This window comes from Ruegeria sp. CG8, assembly GCF_056537165.1.
Window position 1 is genome coordinate 615,140 of the sequence record NZ_JBQFRA010000001.1, and the last position, 18,491, is coordinate 633,630.

Below are 18,491 nucleotides of genomic sequence, written 5' to 3' on the forward strand. Positions count from 1 at the left end.
CAGCCGGAGAGCATTCATGCGAAATTGGTTTTGCTCCGCAGTATTCGCAGGGTTGGTTTTGTGCGGTTATGATGCTGCGGCGACGCCTGGAACCGCGTTGGACTGGGCAGACCTGCTAGATCCGTCTGCGCAGGTCTTTGATGACCCCTATCGTGATCTCAGCCCTGAACAGTTCGACGATGTTCTTTTCGTTGTGCGTATACGCGGCAGGTTGCAGCAGGAGGTTGGCAGCGCCGAAGAACGGCAGAAATGGCAATTGCATTTAGCAGAGACCGAAGACGCCTTGGTGTCAGACGGAATTGACGTCGACTGGTTACTCGATCAGCGCGAGGTTGTGACTGAACGTCGAAGAAAGGCTGGAACGAGCGGAAACCCGCAATTCGACGGCCGAACAATCACACTCGCGGGCTTTGCCATTCCTGCTCCGAGCGATCCGGACGGCCGGCCTGTGGCGTATTTGGTGCCAGAAAGAGGGATGTGCAGCCACATGCCTCCACCTCCGCCTAACCAGATGATCCGTGTGCGGTTGAACGGGGACTGGGCGCCTAGCTATTTCCACGAACCCGTTCGGCTGACAGGCACGCTGACTATCGATCCTTCCGTTCATAATATGATGGTTGTGGATGGCCTCATGCCTATGAATGCGACTTTCCAGCTAGAGGCGGAACGTGTCGAAACTCTGGAAACCGAGGCAGACAGGTTGGAATGGAAGCAGCGTGCTGCTGATCGCATCCGCGCGGCAGGAAATCGCAAGACCGGTGGGGCACAGGCGTCAAAATGATAAGACTTCTGGTTGCCGCATTGAGCCTTGCATTTGCTGGCGCAGCGTCGGCTCAGGGACTATCCGGGCCATCTTCAGTCGAAGCCGATCTTGCGCCCGGAGACGGGCTCACCGATCCGCAATATCGTTCCGATTTTCCACGCAACATCGCACCGGGTTGGTTTCAGTGGAAAGACCGACTGGCTGAGGGTGGTTTTCGGTTCAACATTGACTACCTGGCATTGGGCCAAACCACGGATGCTGATCTGGGAACCGGCGAAGCAGCCAGCGGAATTGCGCGGTTCTACGGCAGTTGGCAGGCAACTGAACGGGGGTCTCTGACATTCAAGATTGAAGACAGGCACAGTTATACTGACGTTGCTCCGCAATTTCTCGGGCTGGATGGCGGAGCCCTTTCAATCACGGGAACAGCCTTCAATGACAACGGTTTGCTTCTGACCAATTTGTTCTGGACCCAAAGGGCTGAGAATGGGTCGTGGGCGCTGCAAGTCGGCCAGATTGATGTAACGGACTTTGTGGATATCTACGGGTTGGTAAGCCCCTACAGTGGTTTTCAAAACCTGTCTTTCAATACCAACCCGACAATCAACACGCCCAACCAAGGCCTTGGTATTGCCGGTGGGGTAAAGCTGAGCGAGAACCTCTACGCCGTTGCCAGCGTATCAGACGCAAACGCCGACCCGTCCGATCCAAACTTTGATGTGTTTAGCGACGGCAATCTCTTCAAGTCGCTCGAACTTGGGTACACGTCCGGCTTTGATCGCATCTACTTCGACAATATCCATCTGACCCTCTGGCATGCGGATGCGGCTGACGATGGCAGTCGAGCAGAAGATTACGGCGCAGCGTTTTCCGCCGCATGGTTTGTTGACAATAAATGGATGCCGTTCTTCCGTGCAGGGGCCTCGAAGGGAACCGCAGCGCTTTATGAACGGTCGATTTCTGCCGGTCTCGGTTACTATGGTCGCAACACCGATTTGGCCGGTCTGGGCCTAAACTGGGCCGAAGCAAGAGGCATAGATGGCGATCAGTTCACGCTTGAAGCTTTCTACCGCTTTTCAATCTCACCCGGACTGCAGATCACGCCATCGGTACAATTCATTTCCGACCCGCTTCTAAATCCCGATCAGGACCGGATTACCCTGTTCGGTCTAAGAACCCGGATCGTTTTCTAATGCGGGGTGAAGGCAGTCACTAAGGGGTGTGCCAAAGGGCAACTAAGAGAGATCAAGCGCGTGCCGGAATTTTCAACGCCGGTCGAATGAAGTTGGGAAGCAAAGGAACAATCTATGAAGATTGCATACGGAATTCTTGCAGCCTTAGCAGTTGTGTTTTTCATCCTTGGAGGCAGCGATGCCCATGCCAAAGACAACAAGGGTAAAAAGCCGAACAAGGGGGGCAAGAACGGTGATGTCAGCATTCAGATAGAAGACAAACCCGGCAAAGGCCCAAAAGCTGTACCACCTGGACAGATCAAGCGCTACACGCGCGGTGCCAAGCTCCCATCTGACCTGGAGTTCGAGGATATTGGGGACCTTTCCAAATGGAAGCTTGGGGAGCCGGGCAAAGGAAACCGCTACATTCTGGTCGATGACGAAGTCCTCGAAGTTACGAATGACCTGTCTACCGTGGTCGATGCCGTCGGCATCGTCGGTGATCTTCTAAATTAGGCGAAAGTACGATGTTTCAGGGCAAGAACTACCTCGTTTGCCCTGACGCTGGCCGGGGCGATCATTTGTGAACCCCGACCCAAGTTCAAAACCCGGATCCGAGGCGCTACGATGATAAAGGCCCTTCTTGTTCTTTTTGCGCTTGCTACCTTTTCGTCAGCACGCGCCTTACTCGCTCAGGAAAACGGTGCAACTGAAGTCCCGCAAACAATACGCTTTGAGGGCTATGTATAGCCCAGTCGCGAAGCAGAACTGTCGCCTTTGGTGGACAATGTGGTCAACCGGACTTTGCAAAGTCTGCTTTCTGCGCATCGCTGACCTTAAAGCGCGTTGAAGCATTTTGTATTTTGGGCTCCCTGCAGCCATCCGAACCGAGCCCGCCGAGCGACCGCTTCTGGCAGCGAATGTCAAGGTTTCCTGCTATCCCGATGACAGGGCTGAAGTTTCTGAGCGGTTCCAATGGCTGCTTTTGAGCCGTCATCCAAGCTTGAGCCGCTGCGCCGCCGCAAGGCGGCTACGAGCCCACTTTGACCGATGCTGCGCGATCCCCCAATTACAGCAATGCGCAGGATAGGGACCATTGCATAGTTTGAGGACGGCCCAAACCTGCCGTTGGTCGCGCTTCAGGGTTTCTGCAGTCGCAGCCCGCATTGCGGACATTCGCTGCGAGTGCCTGTTAGGGAAGTCGGCAAACCCGACGAAGCTACCGTTCGTATCGCCTAATCCAAGGTCCGCAATCTTGGCTTCAGGCTATCCCTGTCGCCACGTGTCGGTCGTGGCTCCATTGTCGGGGTGACTGGCCATACATCCGTTTGAACTCGCAGCTGAACTGGGAGAAGCTTTGGTAACCCACATCCCAGGCGGCCTCCGAAACGGTCTTTCCCTCGGCGATTTTCATCGCGGCTTTGTTCAGCCGCATCGATTTCACGAACTGGATCGGCGACATTGTCGTGGCTTCCTTGAAACGCCGATGGAAGACCGCGCGGCTCATGCCCACCCGATCGGCCAAATCGTCGATGGTGACCTGCTTGTTCAGGTGGTTTGCAAGATAGGCGATGGTGCGCGCGATTTCGTTGCCGACGCCAAAGGCACGTCTTGCGGCGGTGCCGGCCTCGCCCATGAGCACCGCGTAGCACAGTTCGCGCAACCGCCCGCACACGAGCCTCGACGGGCTCACCCCGCGGGAGTATCACCAATGGTCAGAAGAGGACCAAACCCTGAACAGAGCTAACCAATAAAAGCGGACTCCAAGGGGAGCAGGTCAGACCAATTCAGATGGGGAGGCTCACAGGCCCGATAAGGGCAACGCGAGACAAAGTTGGTATTCGCTGTTGGTCCAGCTCCAAATCTTTACAACGTCAGACCGGTGCCAGTTAATTTCTTTCGGAGGCTTGTTTGGCAACTTGGTCACCTGCAGTTTCAAATACTACCAGCCCTAGCGGTGCTGCCACGGCGACGAAGGAAAGTTCCTTGACTCTATCGCTGCCACGAACCACAAAAGTGTATTGGTGAAAGTATCTCGTCGCCGCGATGCTGCCGGTTACGATAAACCAATGGCCTTCAGACTAACTGTAGCATGTGCCCCAGCATAGGAACGGGTTTCGCTGGGGTCTTCGCTATGAGCTCGTTCCTCGCAAGCATTTGCAACTGTCACCGGACATGCACCTGTCATCGCGTGACCAAGGAAAGAAGGCGCCGCATGAACAGCACTTGGCACATGAGTTGCGTGTTTGATGCCCGATAGATCAGGTCTCTGGCTCCGTTTGGATCAGTCACTCATTGGGTTTACGCGCTGCATACTTTGTTTGATCTCGACACTTTTGGTGTCGCTCTCAGGAACGCAGCTTGCTGCCCAAGTCGCAGGCAATGCCAGTGCAACGGTTTGTGACGAAGGTTTCGAAAACAGAAACGGATCCTGCCAAAGTCCAGACGTACCCCAAAACGCATATTTAACGGGTAGCTCCTATGGCCGCGGGTGGGAATGCAATCACGGTTTTCAGAATGTCGGAGAACTCTGTGAGAAAATAAGAGTTCCTGAAAATGCCTACCTGGCATCAACCGGAGATCAGTGGACGTGCAATCGGCTGTTCCAGCGTGCCGGAGAAGAGTGTGAAGAAGTGATTTCGCCCCAAAATGGGTACGTCGAAACTCGGTTCGGCGTGCAGGAAATACACTGCAACTGGGGATTTCGTAAAGAAAACCAGGATTGTGTTGCAATAGATGTCCCAAAAAACGGTCGTCTGAGCGACAAAAGAAGCTCGGATGGATGGGTGTGCCTCAGAGGTTACAGGGCGGCGGAGAGCAGCTGTGAACCAGTGGCAATTCCACAGGATGCATATCTCGCCCCTGAGACTTTTTCCGGATGGAAATGCGAACGTGGTTTTCGCGCAAACCGGAACAGGTGCGATAAGATTCAAGTTCCTTCCAACGCTCATTTGAACCGAAGAGGTGACGGTTGGGAATGTAATCGTCCATTCACAAGACAGAACGATACGTGCACGGAAAATGTGCCATAACAATGCGTTGGTGGAAACCTATGCCGCATGAGAAATCAGGAAGGACAAAGCCGTGAACAATGACTCGATTGATGAAAACCTGGGCAAAAGCATCAAGGCTGAAAAGGCGCGTCGCCGGTCCAATAGGATAAAGATATCTATTGCATCGGCGGTGTTTGTCGCAGCGATAGTTGTAGTGGTGTTTCTCTGATGCGCAAAAATACCCCTCAAATTACCCTTTCCGGTTCAAAGATGTCAGCTCGAGGTCTGGAACAACGAGCATTTCAGGACCGCAGTGTTCGTAAGTCGCGGAACGCTGACGTATCAGGAGTGATTGAGGAAGAGTTTGGAAAGTACTTGATCAAGGCCGGCGTTCTGAGCGGCGATAGTGTTGCACGGGCGTTTCCCAAACCGCCGGCAAAAACGCAGACAATGATTGCCGATGCAGTTGGAGAAACACCAGCATTGGCTATAGAAGCCTTGAAAGAAATTCTCGAAGAACGAGACAGGAAGCGTAGCGGTCAACGCCGTTTTGAGGGAAACTCCGGAACCCTCGTTCCCAGTGAAAGAGAATATGCCGAGGCATTGCGCCAGATCAGGCTCACCCCTGCGCAGGTCAGGTTGCTGAAAGCACTTACCATCGCGGGCAAGGACGGTCTGACCATTGGTAACTTGTCTCAGGCGGCCGGCTACAAATCGCGCGAAGCCTCTATCAAGGTCTTCAAGAAAATCGGGCTATTGATTGCGGAATATCTGGAGCTGGATCTTCCCGAAGCCGGATCGGCACAGAATGATGGAGCCGCACAGGTTCTGGCATTTTCTCACATCGAAAGTGACGACGAGCCCGCAACTTGGATTATGCATCAGGAACTGCGCGACGCTGTTCGTTCGGTTCTATGACGCACGTTCCAGCCCCCGCTTTTGAAGTGAGCTCTAAATCGGAACACATGCACGAAAGGTTGGTCACGTAGCTTATGTTGGAGAAACGACCATATCCGCTCGACCTGATTTATGTACCTGTGAAACGGGCAAAAACGCTTGATCAACAAAAAGTTCTGACGCTGGCCGAAGATATCCTGAAGAACGGCCAGAAGACCCCGATCCAGATACGCGCGGACAACAAGAGGTTCGTGCTGATCGAAGGCCTTCACCGACTGGAGGCCATTCGCGCCCTAGGCGGTGACACTGTGGAGGCATATCTGGTGCGCGCCAGACTACACTGAGTAGTTATTGGCGTTCGACAAAGCCTCGGAAAATGTCAGCAGGCGCTGGCTTTTTTCGTCCCAAAGATGCAATCGTGCACAGTGAAGGCTCTCATATAGAGTAATACGTTGGCAATTTTCCAACTCGGAATGGTCCCGCAAAACTTCGTTTAGCCGATAAAACGGTATGCGGCTGGCAAGGTGGTGAACATGGTGAACGCCAATATTTGCAGAGAACCAAAGCAGGATGCCTGGTAAGGCATAATGAGAACTTCCATGGAATGCGGCGTCCTGAAGGTTCCACTCTTCTTCCCGTTCCCATGTCGTGTGTTCAAACTGGTGTTGAATATAGAAAAGCCAAATACCAATCGAGGCGGCGACGATCATGGTTGGCAGGAATACATAAACCAGCACATCCAGGCCTCCGGTCCAAAAAATCAGGGCCAGGACCACCGCAATCGCGGCGTTTGTTCCCATTGCGCTTGCCCAATACAGCCAGCCTGACCGCATGAAACCAAAGGGTAAGCGATTTTGCAGAAAGAACGTGTAGACAGGCACGATACAGAACAGGAAGAAGGGGTTCCGGATTAACCTGTAAGCGGCACGACCGGCCCGCTTGCGCTTCAGGTATTCCTCTACAGTCAACGTAGGGATATCGCCCATCCCGCGCCGATCGAGGTTGCCGGTTGAGGCGTGGTGAATCGCGTGGCTTTGCCGCCAGACGTCATAAGGTGTGAGGGCGAGAACACCCAAGACCCGGCCTGTCCAATTGCAAACGGTACGGTTTTTAAAAAATGATCCGTGACCACAATCATGCATGATGATGAAGAGACGCACCAGAAATGCAGCGTTAAGGATTGCCAGTGGAATAGCGACCCAGACACCAAGGGAAAGCGCAAACCACGCTGCGCCCCATAGTGCGAAAAAAGGGATAACAGTAATTGTCAGTTCAAAAACACTACGCTTGTTATCGGGTACGCGGTATTGAACGAGCGCCCGGGTCAATTCCTGCTTTTGCAACTGACTTTTTCTCCAACGGCTCTTGGGAACCCTCTGAACAAACGGGCACCCCAGAAGGATGCCCGTAGCAGGCTATGCGAGTGCCAGGTTGGAAGCGCTTTCGCGTCCGTCACGGCCAGCTTCGACGTCGAAGGTAACCTTCTGGCCGTCCTTCAATTCGCTAATGCCGGAACGCTCAAGTGCGGAAATATGCACGAACACGTCGCGCTTCCCATCTTCAGGCTCGATAAAGCCAAAACCTTTGGTTGAGTTGAACCATTTTACTGTGCCATTTGCCATGGTGGAAGTCTCCTAATGCTTGTCGCCCGCATCATTGCAGCGACTCGGCGTGGTCGGTCTGAATCGAGGGACTGAACGCCGAATTGAGGAGACAGCAGGTCGAAAAAGAAAAACGTAAGCCACGTATATATGGACTTTGGATACGCACGATACAAGCCCTGATGCTTTGGCTAACAACAGAGGCTTTGAGACTGCCGGGCTCGAAACTGTTCAAACGAACCGAACCACCTCTGACCGCCGATGCCGTCGAATGGGAAACCCTGAAATGGGTCGACTGGTTCAACAACCGCCGCCTGCTGCAGACCATCGGAAACATCCCGCCAGCAGAAGCCGAGGAGAAGTTCTATGAACAGCGTAACGAGTTCGATAAAGTCGCCTGAAACGGAGTAATCAGCCTCCGGAAAACCCGGGGCGGTTCAAGTGTCTATCTTGACCCTCGGCAAATCTCTCAGGCCAGATTGTTCCTGTGCGCTTTGCCGTTCTTCATAATCACATCGAAATTGTCCGCAGAGGCCATGACCGTAAGGTCGGCAATCGGGTCTCCGTCCACGAGCAGAATATCTGCGTAGGCTCCGGGTTGGATGACACCGACTGGACCAGCCTGGTAGGGATTACGCGGGCCGGTCAAGTCCCAAAGCTGACCATTCAGACCTGTTGCCTGCCGCAAAATCTCGGCGTTGCTGAACCATGGCGTCCTGAGCTGCAATTCCTCCAACTGCGTTGCTTTCGTTTGCCTCGATCCGACAAAGTCTGTTCCGAGTGCAATCTTAGCGCCGGACTCTCGCGCTAATCGAAGCATGGCGTCGAGACCATCAAACGCCATCTTTTGGCGTTCTGCCTGGGCGGGCGTGAACCCTGCCGGAATGTCTGCTGCAAAAAAGCCAACCTGGGTTGAAAGCCAGACCCCTTTTTCCACGGCCAACTCCATCGACTCAGGCGTCATGAGGTTGCAGTGTTCAATACATTGGTAACCTGCCTCAATGGCGGCCCGAACCGATGTGTCCATGTATGCGTGCGAGGTCGCGTAAGTGTTCCAACGTTTGGCCTCCTCTACTGCCGCTTCGAGTTCTGCCGGCGAATACTCGTTGATATCCAATGGGTCGTAGAGGCCAGTCACGGCGCCGCCTGAAAAGACTTTGATGAAGTGCGCACCCTGCCGGAACTGCTCGCGTGCAGCCGCCAGAACTTCAGGTACCCCGTCTGCGAAAAGTGTGATCCCAAGTCGCTCCGCTTCTGTGAACGGCGGCCCGCCGAAAGCTCTCGGACGCACAGAACGCGGTCGAAGGTCGCCATGACCGGCGGTCATTGAGATCGCAGCGTTTGACGCCTGAATACGCGGGCCGGGGTGGAGGCCCTCGTCTATGGCGCGAGCCAAACCGAGAATGCCACCACCAGTATCGCGTACACTGGTAAAGCCACGCATCAGGGTGGCTTCACTTTCGCTCAATGCCAATGCAGCAATGTAATCTGGACGTGCTGTCAGGAAACCAGCTGGGTCCTGGTTCCACTGCAGGTGTACATGCATGTCGAGGAGCCCCGGCATCAGGGTCCGCCCATCCCCATCGATGCGCGGCACCTCTTGCGCGGCATCGGCAGCGGGTGAGACATCTTTGATCATTTCCCCTTCGACAAGAACGTTCGTGAGTTCGGTCAACTCATCGGACATCCCGTCATAAACACGCACGTTCGTGAAGAGCGTTGCATCTGGAGCTTGAGCTCGGGCTCGCGCCGGCACCAGCGCCAGCGCAGCGGTCGATGCAAGGCTGGACAAAAATACGCGTTTGGAGATCATAACTTAACCCTCAAGATGGCGAAGAAGTTAATGAAGGCTACCTCAGGCTCGCCTGTAAAACCATCTGGTAAACCTGATGAAGAGGGTGACGTAAGGTATAGATTTTTTAGGGCGTAAAACTGAAGGTAATCCCACGTAGCAAGAACACCGGCTTTGGGTTCAAAGCAGCCATGCGGCGCTGAGGCGGGCCGCGTGACCACCTTGGTGGAGCCTCCTGACGCCTCCGGCCCAGAGCGGACTTTTAAGTAGCGCGCCGAGAATGGCGGCTTCGAAAGCCACAGCGAACAAGCAAGCTGCCCAACCCGGACGATGTGCGCCGCTACTCGGTGTGTCACACCGCACGGATCTCGAGTTACTCGCGACCGACGTCGCGCCTACCTTGGTGGCGAGTGTGTGAAAGGCACTGCGGGTATTGAACGAAACGGGCGTTGCGTTGTTCGAACGTTGGCTTTGGCAACTGGCAAGAAGGTCAGACGGGCCTTAACGTGGCGCAACACGTCAGACACCGAGACTACGGACCAGAAATGAAATCCGAGATTCCAAAACACTGCGCAATCTGGGGACAGATCATTGTCGGTGAGTTGAAGAAAACAGGCCTTTCCGAGCGGGATATCCGAAAGGAGTTCGGGATAACCAGATCTCAACTCGAAGACCCGGATGCTCGCTGGTCCTTCGACAAGACTGCCTGGTTGTTTGAAAAGGCGAGCGCTTTGACCAGGGACGACCTTGTCGGATACCGCCTGGCACAGTCGCCGGACCTGGTCAGGAAGGCCGGGTTGCTCGCCTATGTCGGCGTTTCGGCACCTACCGTTGGCGGTTACCTTCGAAACATCACCCGTTTTCAGCGCGTGATCGGTGACGCGAGCAAGACGGCCATGGAAGAAGGCCCGGAAACCACCCGGCTGACCTGGCACTACGATGTGCCAGCAAGCATTCCGACCGGGCAATATGCCGAGTTTGGAGCCGTTGGCACGGTCTTCGCCCTGCGGGACTACTCCAATCGGCAAATCCGTCCGACGCATGTTCGGTTCGCGCATCAGCGGCTGACCGGCACCGAGGCCCTCGACAGGTTCTTTGGCTGCAATGTCCTGTTTGGTGCCGCGGAGAACAGCATTGCCTTCAAGGCGGCTGATATGGATGTGCCGCTGTTGACGGCCGACGACAACTTGCAGCGGACGCTTTCGGTCATTTGCGAGAACACGCTGGCTCGGATGCCGCAGACACCCAACAGTGTGGCCCGGGTTGTTGAGAGGCAGATCACGGCGCGTCTTGCAGCCGGCACGGCCCAGCAGGACGCAATTGCGGCGGAACTTGGGATGAGCGCCCGAACGCTGGCCCGCCGACTGACCGACGAGGGCACGAGCTTCGCAGCGGTCGTCGCCAATCTGCGAAAGGCTCTGGCCCGGGACTATCTGCTCAACAGCACGCTTCCGCTCACCGAGATCGCCTATCTTCTCGGATATAGCGACGCCAGTACCTTCAGCACGGCATTCCGAAGATGGTACGGGCAGCCCCCCAGCGACTTCAGGGAGCAGCCAGCAACAGAAGCGCCCCTGGCATAGGGCGAACGATCTGAGTAGAGGCCGGACTGCTCGGATCATAGGCCCGCACTTTCACGTTTCTCCGTCTTCCTGAACCACCCTGACGCAACAAACCCGGCAGGCATGAGGCCTAACGGGTTTGAAGCAGATGCCGGATCTCTCCAGCGTCGGTTGGAAGGGGTAAACCGTTCCGGTTGTCTCGTTGCGGGATCAGCGCTTGTGCTTGTTGCCACCCTTCTTGCGATCGTCCTTGCGATCTTGACGATCCCGGTCTTCGGCGATCTTGCCACCGAGCGCACCGGCGGCTGCGCCGAGGGCCAGGCCGTCCTTGGCGTCGCCGCCGGTGATTTCGGTCAGCACGGCGCCGGCCACAGCGCCCTTGAGGGCTTTCTCACCGATGTCACCGGCATTGGCGGCCATCGGGGCAGCGAGGGCGAGTGAGGCGGCAAGGGCGGCGAATACGGTGTTCTTGAGGGTGTTTGTCATCGGTTCCAACCTTTCTGACGGTGGCGACCTCCGTGGCCGCCTTCTGTGGAAAGATCTAAGCGAACCGCCATGCCCCCGCTTGAGAGCATCCGACAGCTTCATTGGAATGGCTGACATTGCAGAGCAACAAGCCAAATTCGACGGTTGTTCTGCCGTCAAGACTTTCGCCTGACGCAATGCCAATCATCCAAGGGGTCGCCTCCTTGGCCGCGATGGCTGCATGGGCCGTTCCGGCGCAGGCACGACACTCCCAACCAGACGGCATTCTATCCGCCGCTACTCAGGTCAAAGATTGATCCGCAGCCTCAAGCCGAAAACGGTCGTGTCCTGATCGTTGAAGCCCGGGTTGATCATGTGCTGGACGTCCGCCGTCAGGGCGACATTGTCCGACAGGTCCAACCGATAGAAGGCCTCCATTGTGGTCTGGGTGTCGAGCGTTTCATCTACCGGGTCCGCAACGGTCGCGCCAAACCCAAAGAGGTCGTCATAGAGGCCCGGCCGCCATAGAAGTCCAGCGTTGGCTGCGCGTCGGGCGATCGGCGCCTCACCCTCCGACCAGCCGAGGCGTCCGTAGATCATGAATTCCTCGTTGATCGTGTGGTTGGCAGACAGGATCGCCCCGTAGCTCTCCGGCACGCCTGCCTCGGTGCGTTCATCGACGTGAAATACCCCGAGGTGAACGTTGGTTAGAAAGCGCTTCGAGCGTTCGGGCGTCCATCCGATCTCGGCGTATTTGTAGAACTCGGGGCCACCGGGAAACCACTCGACATCGGTCAGCGAGCCGTTTGCATCCGACAGGACACCGAGGGCATAGATCTGGTCGGTCAGGAAACCGCCCCCCGCAATGCCGAAGCCGGGATCGGGGATCGGCAGGACCGGGCTGAACAGGATCGAGAAATTGGAGAAAGTCGTGCGTGGGTTCACGTAGCCGAGGATGTCCGAGTAGTCTCCCGGATCGATCCGGCCGGCCACGAAACCGGCCTTCCCGCCAGCGAGCGTCTGGGACCAGTAGGCGACGGAGAGGGTCGTGTCGGTGTCACTGAATGTCGTTGCGGTGACGCCCGCATAGCCGATTTCCCCGGCAAGCCCGCTTGGCGCGATGTCCGTGCCGAGCAGATGGCGGTTCTCCAATGTGAAGACCAATTGCCCGGGATTTTCGCCGCCGCGATTGAGCAGCGTCCACTGGCCCAGAATGCGCGCCTGGCCCAAGGCGGCCTCGTCGATATCGGTCAGGCTCTCGGTCGCGGACTGGTAATAGGCCTGGTAGTCGAAGGAGAGGTTCAGGCCGGTGCGTTCGGCAAAGCGTTGCCGCGATGCCTCCAAGGGGTCCAATGCCGCATCCAGCCCCGGCCAGCGAGAGTCCTGCAACCGCCGCACTCGGTCTTGTTCCAGTTGGGCCTGCGTGGATGCCGGGCCACCGAGCGAGACCGCTGCGGCGGCCTCCAGGGCGGACGTTGGCCGGCTTTCCTGCGCCAAGGCTCCGGTTGATAACCAGAAGCCAGCGACGATGACCGTACCGAGAAGCCTTGCCTGTCCCATATGAGGTCTCTCTTGTTGCTCTTGATTCTTCTTCGGCCCGCTCATGCAAGTATCGCCAGTACGACATCCCGGCCCGTCCAGAGGACGAAGGCCGAAAGCGTAGCCGTGATCATGGCAGGCACACCGTCTTTCCAAGTGTCCCAGATCAGATGACAACCGATTGCGCCAAGCGACGTGCCCAGAAGGGCAGCGGCCCCGAGCGGCCCGAGCAAGCTGCCTTGAAACCAGATCGCCACCGCCCCGAAAAGCTCGACACCACCGACAAGCGCCATGATCTGACGGTTCAGCCCGTATTTGACGAACATCGCCAGTTGCGTTTCGAAGATGAGCTTCTGCCAGCCAAGGATCTTGATCGAACTGGCGAAGAGAAAGAAGGCGGACAGCAGGCCAATGGCAACTATTTGCATAATACGACTCCGCCGACACACACAGGGCTGAAGTTCATTTGATGTTCCCTTCTGGATCGTCCCGAGTGTGCAGTCCGGTTACTTGAGATCGTCCTGCGCCTTGATCTCCGGCACACGGGCGAGGGCTTCGGCCATGTCGGCGCTGCTCATCAACTCGATCATCTGGTAATCCTCCAGCAACCCGTCACCGAGACGGCTGACATAGAAGGCCTGGATGAAGGTGGGGTCGTCCGGCAGGGCGACGGTGATGTAGTTCTTCCCGTTCCCAAGCCCCCAATAGTAGCTCAAAAGCTCGCCGCCGAGCGCCTCGATCCCACCCTTCACCGAGGCCGCGCGGTCCCCGGGATTGGCGATCTGCATCTCCCAGGCGGCGCTGTTGGATGCGCCGATAAACAGGAAGGTGCGCATGTCTTTTGTGTCCTGCGCCGCTGCAACTGTCGCGGAGACGCAAAGGGCTGTCGAAAGAAGGATCCTGTTCATCTTGCCACCCGGAATTGCTTCGATGTTGTGGTCAGTACAGCATGGCTGCCCTGACCGTTCTTGTGGGTTCAATGCCCCGGAGCTCCGGGAATGGAGTGTTCCAGCTCGGCAGGGCGGAGCGGGAACTCGGAATGCTCATCCTCTGGCGTTTCGATGTCGGCGTGCCAGGTGAATTCCTTGTCCCCGAGGTCCAGATCGATCTCGCCCCCTTCGATGACCGGGTAACGGATCGGCTGCCCGGGCCGCAGGTCGATATTAGCGACACCGTCGTCGATAATGACCTGCCCGCTCACCAGAACGTAGGGGATTCCCTTGGTGAAGGAGCCGTTCATGCCCTTCTTCATCGATGATGTTTCGGTGATCGTGTCGGGGTCGAAGATCGTGATATCCGCGATCATGCCTTCCTGCATCCGGCCGCGTTCCTGCATCGCCTTCAGGCCCACCTTGGAAAAGTACTTCGCGGGAATGTAGGAGGCGTTGTTCACCATCTCCATCAGCGCGATGCCCTGTTCACGGGCCTCGCGGAACACGATGCCATAGGTGCCGGCATTGCGCGGGTGCCCCCCGTACTCCGTGAAATCGGCCTCGATCGGCAGCGGTTCGCCATCGACGGTGAAGCCGACGATGTCGTTGGCGATCGCAATATCCTTCATGTGGATCCAGCGCTCCAGGTCTGCTTCGGGGCGGACTGTGATGAAAATCGGCTTGCTCGGATCCTCCTTCTGCTGCCGGAAGAACTCCTCGTCGGACTCGTAGAGTTCGCCGGTGCTGGTATCGAAGATATCGCGGGTCGGAACGATATTGTTCGCCTCGATCTTGTCCGGCAGCAGTTGCGGTGTCGCGATGTTCGGATTGCCGGTGATGGCCGGGTAGTATTCCGCGAAGATGGTCATTCCGCGCATTTGCAGGCGGCGCGCAAGCTCGTAGATTTCTTCCCACCCCTGGTTCTGGATGTGGGAAAGGATCAGGGCCCCGTCGAGCGCAACGGCGTTTGCGATCACCTCGTTTGCGCCCAGGGAATAGTAGAGCGGCAGGCTCTCGGTCGGACCGAAACGGGTATGGGCGCCAAAGAAGCGGTCATACTTCTTCGCCATTTTCTGAAGCGCGAAAATCTCCTTCGGATAGGTGTTGTATCCCATGTATCCCACCGTCGTGTTGACGGTGATCGCCCCGGCGCGAAGACCCTTTTCATACATGGTCATGACTTCGACGAGCTGATCCGCAGTCGGAATATCCAGCGCCCAGCTGGCATGTCCGTCTTCTTCCTCGGCTGCACCGCGTGACTTGAGGATGTAGGTCGGATCGGATGCCAGCTCGACTGAAACCCCATCCATCACGACACGCCGGATCTCCTCGTGCCCCATCCCGGAACCGAAGTTGAGAAAGGAATTGCCCTCGTACTTGTCGTAGAACAGGTCGGCATCCGCCACGCCGCTCTCGGTATCGAGGATCGTCGTCGTGCCATCATGGGCCATCATCTTCTGATCGAAGCCGCCAAAGGAATGCGAATGGGTGTTGATGAATCCCGGCGCGACTACATGCCCGGAAACGTCGATCTCGCGCTTGCCCGTCAAGGCATCTTCGGTGATCGCGGTGATCCTGTCGCCGGTCACGCAGACATTGCGCACGGCATCAAGATTGGTTTCCGGGTCCATGACACGGCCGTTGAGAAGCGCGACGTCGCACTCCTGAGCAACCGCCATCGAACTGCAGAGGGCCATGAGAGTGGCAAGAGTGAGGTGTTTCACGGTCAGTCCTTCCGGGATGATTGCGTCGGGCAAAAAAAAACGCGGGGCGGACGAGGGAGACCGCCCCGCGCTCTCCTCAGTCCAGCGTGTTCTTGTAGATCACGCCGTCCTTCATGATGACCTTCAGGTTGGGATCAGGATCGGCCAGAAGAAGGATGTCTTCGAGCGGGTTGCCATCGACCAGCAGGAGATCCGCGTAAGCGCCTTCCTCGACCACGCCGAGCGGGCCGTCTTGATACGGATTGTTCAAGCCCGTAAGCCGGTTCATGCGGGCGCCGTTCGATGTGGCCATGCGCAGAATGTCGAAGGGTTTGAACTTGGCCTCGTGCAGGTATTTGAACTCGTCGTTCATCTTCTTGTCCTGCTCAAGCGTCTGGTCCCAGTTGTTGATGAGATCGGTGCCCAGAGTGTAGAGGTCGATCATGCCCGGTGTCGTCTGGATCACCTCGATCATGTTGGCGGCGGCGTCACGGACACTCTTCCATTTGGCGAACGAGGCTGGCGTGTAGAAGGCTTCCGCCTGTTCGGTCGTCACCGAGTAGACCGGGGCTACCGCCGTCGCGAACATGATCTGCTTTTCGACCATGATCTCGGCGGCCTCCTTGGTCAGGAACGGGATGTGCTCAACGGTCTTTGCACCGTTGTCGATACAGTTGCGGATCGCCTGCTCGGTGAACACGTGGCAGGTGACGTAGGTGCCCCATTGCTCGGCGGTCTTGACCGCCATCTGGATCTCGTCCGCCTGGTACTGAAGCGAATGCAGCGGGTCGAACTCGGACGTGACCCCACCGCTGACCATGACCTTGATCTGGGTTGCCCCGCGCCGCAGGTTCTCGCGCACCGCCATGCGGATCTGCTCCGGGCCATCCGCGATGAAGCTCATGTCCGTGTCGACCCAATGCGATGGGCCTTGCCCCGACAGGGTTGGATGCCGGTCGTTCAGCTTGCGGAAATCGGCATGGCCCGATGTCTGCGTGATGAAGGCCTCCGAGGAATAGATCCTCGGGCCGGGGAACATACCGGTATCGATGATCCGCGCGATGGACTTTGCCGGTCCGCCGAGGTCACGAACCGTCGTGAACCCGTTCATCAGGATGCGCTCGGACCGGATCGTTGCAACGCCACCAAGATGGAAGGGCGTGATGTTCTGGCGCAACCCGTCACTGAGCGGGTTGAACACCAGCAAATGCACGTGCTGGTCATGCATCCCCGGCATGAGCGTGCGCCCGCCGCCGTCAATCATGGTTGCGTTGGGCGCTTCGATCCCGTCCGTCGAAATTTCCTTGATCAGGTTGCCTTCGACCAGAACGCTGGCGTTTTCGATCCGCGCCTCGTTCACGCCGTCAAAAACATGGACATTGGTGAACAGGGTCTGCGGCAGCGCTTCGTCCTGCGCAGAGGACATGCCGGCAGCGAGAGACACCACGCCCGCCAGTAATGTGGACTTGAAAAGATGCTTCATAAGTTTGCCCTTCCGCAATGTTGACGGCGGGGCCAGCGCCCCGCCGAAAGTTCAGTTCAACGTGTTCTTGTAGAACTTGCCGTCCTTCATGATGACGCGAATGCTCGGCACGTCCTGCCCGCGTGGCTCGGCATCGAACCATGTATCGACAGCGCCGATGGCAGTGATGTCTTCGAGCGGGTTTCCGTCAACGATGAGGATATCGGCATAGGCACCTTCCTCGATCACGCCGAGCTTGCCTTCGGGATAGGGGTTTCCGCGTCCCGTCAGTGCGGCCAGTTCGCCGCCATTCGAGGTCATCATCTGCAAGGCCCAGAGGTTGCCGAACTCACGCGCCATGAAAGCCTTGGTGAAGTCCATCGACTGCCGGTACGGCACACCGGTCAGCAGCACGTAGTCGGAATCGAACACCATCTTCGGCTTGTACTTCCGCACCAGATCAAACAACTGCTCGCTGTTTTTCCGCAACCAGAGGAACTTCGCCGTCGGCGGGAAGGTCGGGTCCTGGTGCATCGGATGCTCAAGCGCCTCGGGCGCCAACGCGGTCAGGTTGGGCGAGAAGAACGCTTCCTTCTCTACCAGCTTCTGCATCGTCGGTTCCGTTATGGTCAGGCCGTGATCCACCACTTTGACCCCGAGATCGAGCGCGCGCGACAGGTCGCTATCCATGAAGACATGCATGGCGACATAGGAATCCATGTCCCCGGCCACCTCGACGGCAGCGGCGATTTCTTCGTCTGTAAAGGCGGACTGGTAGATCGGGTCCTTGATGGAGGTCACACCACCACTGACCATGATCTTGAGGTAGTTGGCCCCAAGCGCAAAGTTCCGCCGCGCGCCGTGGAGCACTTCGGCAGGGCCGTCGACAAGCCGCGTGATCTCCAGCCGTTCAAGATTGCTTTCGTTCTTGCGTTGCCCGGCGATCCCCCAGTCGCCATGACCACCGGTCTGGCTGAGGCAGGCGCCGGACGAGTATATCCGCGGGCCCGGAAGCGAACCCTCGTCGATTACCGCACGAAGTCCACCATGTGCACCGCACATGTCGCGCACGGTTGTGAAGCCCATCGCCAGCATTTCCTGCGCAAAGGCCGCAGAACGTGCGCCGATCTCCTCCCATGTCGTGTCCTGAAGGCCCGGGATCGTGCCATCCTTGTACATATTCACATGCACATGGCTGTCGATCAGTCCCGGCATCAAGGTGCGTCCGCCGCCGTCGATCACATTGACCTCGACCTCTTTGGTCTCGATACCGCGTTCGGTCTGGATGGTGAAAGAATAGCCGTCGATACCGCCAACAGGATCGGGCAGGCGCTTGCTTCCGCCCGTTCGAACTTCGACTTCCCACGTGCCGGATTCGGGAATGTCCTCTGCAATCTTGTGAATCTTGTTCTTGACGACGAGCACGTCGACATCTTTCAAGCCGTCATTCACCCCGTCGAAGACCATCACGTTCTTGAACAGCGTGACCTCCGAGGGAATGTTGGGGATATCCTGCGCAATGGCAGGCGTCGTGAGCGCAATTGCCATTGACATGGCCGGCAGCAACGCCTTCAGGTTGAGTGTTGTCATTCGGTGTCCTCCCAGGGGTC

General features: G+C 57.1%; 18 protein-coding genes and 1 pseudogene. 8 read left to right on the plus strand and 11 right to left on the minus strand.

Translation table 11 applies throughout. The features are described 5' to 3' along the window. Window positions 1–16: 16 nt before the first annotated feature. The 3 genes from ACR0EF_RS03015 to ACR0EF_RS03025 all read left to right on the plus strand — a co-directional run bounded on the left by ACR0EF_RS03015 (window position 17) and on the right by ACR0EF_RS03025 (window position 2,451). On the plus strand, window positions 17–781 hold the full coding sequence (locus ACR0EF_RS03015) for a DUF3299 domain-containing protein (protein WP_170357374.1): 765 nt from the start codon (window positions 17–19) through the stop codon (window positions 779–781). Then, window positions 778–1,956 carry a carbohydrate porin gene (locus ACR0EF_RS03020; RefSeq protein ID WP_170357375.1) on the plus strand — a complete coding sequence of 393 codons (1,179 nt, stop codon included), beginning with the start codon at window positions 778–780 and terminating at the stop codon, window positions 1,954–1,956. Before ACR0EF_RS03015 ends, ACR0EF_RS03020 begins: the two co-directional genes overlap by 4 nt. 114 nt (window positions 1,957–2,070) lie before the next feature. Continuing rightward, window positions 2,071–2,451, plus strand: a complete 381-nt coding sequence (locus ACR0EF_RS03025; protein WP_170337130.1) for a hypothetical protein — start codon at window positions 2,071–2,073, stop codon at window positions 2,449–2,451. Between the two features lie 745 nt (window positions 2,452–3,196). Here the strand turns inward: ACR0EF_RS03025 and ACR0EF_RS03030 are convergent. Then, window positions 3,197–3,589, minus strand: a complete 393-nt coding sequence (locus tag ACR0EF_RS03030) for a helix-turn-helix transcriptional regulator (RefSeq protein ID WP_254433938.1) — start codon at window positions 3,587–3,589, stop codon at window positions 3,197–3,199. Window positions 3,590–5,019: 1,430 nt separating this feature from the next. Here ACR0EF_RS03030 and ACR0EF_RS03035 point away from each other — a divergent pair. From ACR0EF_RS03035 to ACR0EF_RS03045, 3 genes are all read left to right on the plus strand, one after another. After that, window positions 5,020–5,157: a hypothetical protein gene (locus tag ACR0EF_RS03035; protein WP_170343549.1), complete on the plus strand. Its 138-nt coding sequence runs from the start codon at window positions 5,020–5,022 to the stop codon at window positions 5,155–5,157. Beyond that, complete coding sequence (locus tag ACR0EF_RS03040) at window positions 5,157–5,846, plus strand: hypothetical protein (RefSeq protein WP_170357376.1); 690 nt, start codon at window positions 5,157–5,159, stop codon at window positions 5,844–5,846. The genes ACR0EF_RS03035 and ACR0EF_RS03040 overlap by 1 nt, the downstream gene beginning before the upstream one ends. 74 nt (window positions 5,847–5,920) lie before the next feature. Further along, the gene (locus tag ACR0EF_RS03045; protein ID WP_170357377.1) at window positions 5,921–6,169 is read left to right on the plus strand and encodes a ParB N-terminal domain-containing protein; all 249 of its coding nucleotides are present in this window, start codon (window positions 5,921–5,923) and stop codon (window positions 6,167–6,169) included. On the opposite strand, the gene ACR0EF_RS03050 is transcribed toward ACR0EF_RS03045, so the two are convergent. Beyond that, window positions 6,161–7,168, minus strand: a complete 1,008-nt coding sequence (locus tag ACR0EF_RS03050) for a fatty acid desaturase (protein ID WP_170357378.1) — start codon at window positions 7,166–7,168, stop codon at window positions 6,161–6,163. The genes ACR0EF_RS03045 and ACR0EF_RS03050 overlap by 9 nt on opposite strands. 72 nt (window positions 7,169–7,240) lie before the next feature. Then, entirely contained in the window at window positions 7,241–7,447 is a 207-nt protein-coding gene (locus tag ACR0EF_RS03055; RefSeq protein ID WP_170357379.1) for a cold-shock protein, read from the minus strand. Window positions 7,448–7,686: 239 nt separating this feature from the next. Here ACR0EF_RS03055 and ACR0EF_RS03060 point away from each other — a divergent pair. After that, a pseudogene (locus tag ACR0EF_RS03060) lies at window positions 7,687–7,827 on the plus strand (IS3 family transposase); the annotation flags it as partial. Between the two features lie 68 nt (window positions 7,828–7,895). Here the strand turns inward: ACR0EF_RS03060 and ACR0EF_RS03065 are convergent. Then, the gene (locus ACR0EF_RS03065) at window positions 7,896–9,239 is read right to left on the minus strand and encodes a metal-dependent hydrolase family protein (protein ID WP_170371461.1); all 1,344 of its coding nucleotides are present in this window, start codon (window positions 9,237–9,239) and stop codon (window positions 7,896–7,898) included. Between the two features lie 524 nt (window positions 9,240–9,763). On the opposite strand from ACR0EF_RS03065, the gene ACR0EF_RS03070 reads away from it, so the two are divergent. Then, a complete protein-coding gene (locus ACR0EF_RS03070; RefSeq protein ID WP_170371459.1) occupies window positions 9,764–10,801 on the plus strand; it encodes an AraC family transcriptional regulator in 1,038 nt (345 codons plus the stop codon). A 189-nt stretch (window positions 10,802–10,990) separates the two neighbouring features. Here ACR0EF_RS03070 and ACR0EF_RS03075 read toward each other — a convergent pair whose 3' ends face one another. The 7 genes from ACR0EF_RS03075 to ACR0EF_RS03105 form a co-directional block, all read right to left on the minus strand. Then, window positions 10,991–11,266, minus strand: a complete 276-nt coding sequence (locus ACR0EF_RS03075) for a glycine zipper domain-containing protein (RefSeq protein WP_170343544.1) — start codon at window positions 11,264–11,266, stop codon at window positions 10,991–10,993. 285 nt (window positions 11,267–11,551) lie between these two features. Continuing rightward, a complete protein-coding gene (locus tag ACR0EF_RS03080) occupies window positions 11,552–12,850 on the minus strand; it encodes a carbohydrate porin (RefSeq protein WP_170364430.1) in 1,299 nt (432 codons plus the stop codon). Further along, window positions 12,847–13,212 carry a DoxX family protein gene (locus ACR0EF_RS03085; RefSeq protein WP_170342826.1) on the minus strand — a complete coding sequence of 122 codons (366 nt, stop codon included), beginning with the start codon at window positions 13,210–13,212 and terminating at the stop codon, window positions 12,847–12,849. The genes ACR0EF_RS03080 and ACR0EF_RS03085 overlap by 4 nt, the downstream gene beginning before the upstream one ends. 78 nt (window positions 13,213–13,290) lie before the next feature. Continuing rightward, the gene (locus ACR0EF_RS03090; RefSeq protein WP_170364433.1) at window positions 13,291–13,692 is read right to left on the minus strand and encodes a hypothetical protein; all 402 of its coding nucleotides are present in this window, start codon (window positions 13,690–13,692) and stop codon (window positions 13,291–13,293) included. Window positions 13,693–13,760: 68 nt separating this feature from the next. Then, window positions 13,761–15,413 carry an amidohydrolase family protein gene (locus tag ACR0EF_RS03095; protein WP_170364435.1) on the minus strand — a complete coding sequence of 551 codons (1,653 nt, stop codon included), beginning with the start codon at window positions 15,411–15,413 and terminating at the stop codon, window positions 13,761–13,763. Window positions 15,414–15,516: 103 nt separating this feature from the next. Then, complete coding sequence (locus ACR0EF_RS03100) at window positions 15,517–16,902, minus strand: metal-dependent hydrolase family protein (RefSeq protein WP_170342821.1); 1,386 nt, start codon at window positions 16,900–16,902, stop codon at window positions 15,517–15,519. A gap of 51 nt (window positions 16,903–16,953) precedes the next feature. After that, window positions 16,954–18,471 (minus strand): metal-dependent hydrolase family protein, encoded by a 1,518-nt coding sequence (locus ACR0EF_RS03105; RefSeq protein WP_170343540.1) that lies wholly within the window; start codon window positions 18,469–18,471, stop codon window positions 16,954–16,956. Between the last annotated feature and the right edge of the window lie 20 nt (window positions 18,472–18,491).

Excerpts from the sequence above, each read along its gene's own strand:
- ACR0EF_RS03055 (WP_170357379.1), bottom strand. The coding sequence starts at position 7,447 with ATGGCAAATGGCACAGTAAAATGGTTCAACTCAACCAAAGGTTTTGGC.
- ACR0EF_RS03095 (WP_170364435.1), bottom strand. The coding sequence starts at position 15,413 with ATGGCCCTCTGCAGTTCGATGGCGGTTGCTCAGGAGTGCGACGTCGCG.
- ACR0EF_RS03105 (WP_170343540.1), bottom strand. The coding sequence starts at position 18,471 with ATGACAACACTCAACCTGAAGGCGTTGCTGCCGGCCATGTCAATGGCA.
- ACR0EF_RS03040 (WP_170357376.1), top strand. The coding sequence starts at position 5,157 with ATGCGCAAAAATACCCCTCAAATTACCCTTTCCGGTTCAAAGATGTCA.
- ACR0EF_RS03090 (WP_170364433.1), bottom strand. The coding sequence starts at position 13,692 with ATGAACAGGATCCTTCTTTCGACAGCCCTTTGCGTCTCCGCGACAGTT.
- ACR0EF_RS03025 (WP_170337130.1), top strand. The coding sequence starts at position 2,071 with ATGAAGATTGCATACGGAATTCTTGCAGCCTTAGCAGTTGTGTTTTTC.
- ACR0EF_RS03045 (WP_170357377.1), top strand. The coding sequence starts at position 5,921 with ATGTTGGAGAAACGACCATATCCGCTCGACCTGATTTATGTACCTGTG.
- ACR0EF_RS03070 (WP_170371459.1), top strand. The coding sequence starts at position 9,764 with ATGAAATCCGAGATTCCAAAACACTGCGCAATCTGGGGACAGATCATT.
- ACR0EF_RS03020 (WP_170357375.1), top strand. The coding sequence starts at position 778 with ATGATAAGACTTCTGGTTGCCGCATTGAGCCTTGCATTTGCTGGCGCA.
- ACR0EF_RS03065 (WP_170371461.1), bottom strand. The coding sequence starts at position 9,239 with ATGATCTCCAAACGCGTATTTTTGTCCAGCCTTGCATCGACCGCTGCG.
- ACR0EF_RS03075 (WP_170343544.1), bottom strand. The coding sequence starts at position 11,266 with ATGACAAACACCCTCAAGAACACCGTATTCGCCGCCCTTGCCGCCTCA.
- ACR0EF_RS03100 (WP_170342821.1), bottom strand. The coding sequence starts at position 16,902 with ATGAAGCATCTTTTCAAGTCCACATTACTGGCGGGCGTGGTGTCTCTC.
- ACR0EF_RS03015 (WP_170357374.1), top strand. The coding sequence starts at position 17 with ATGCGAAATTGGTTTTGCTCCGCAGTATTCGCAGGGTTGGTTTTGTGC.
- ACR0EF_RS03080 (WP_170364430.1), bottom strand. The coding sequence starts at position 12,850 with ATGAGCGGGCCGAAGAAGAATCAAGAGCAACAAGAGAGACCTCATATG.
- ACR0EF_RS03085 (WP_170342826.1), bottom strand. The coding sequence starts at position 13,212 with ATGCAAATAGTTGCCATTGGCCTGCTGTCCGCCTTCTTTCTCTTCGCC.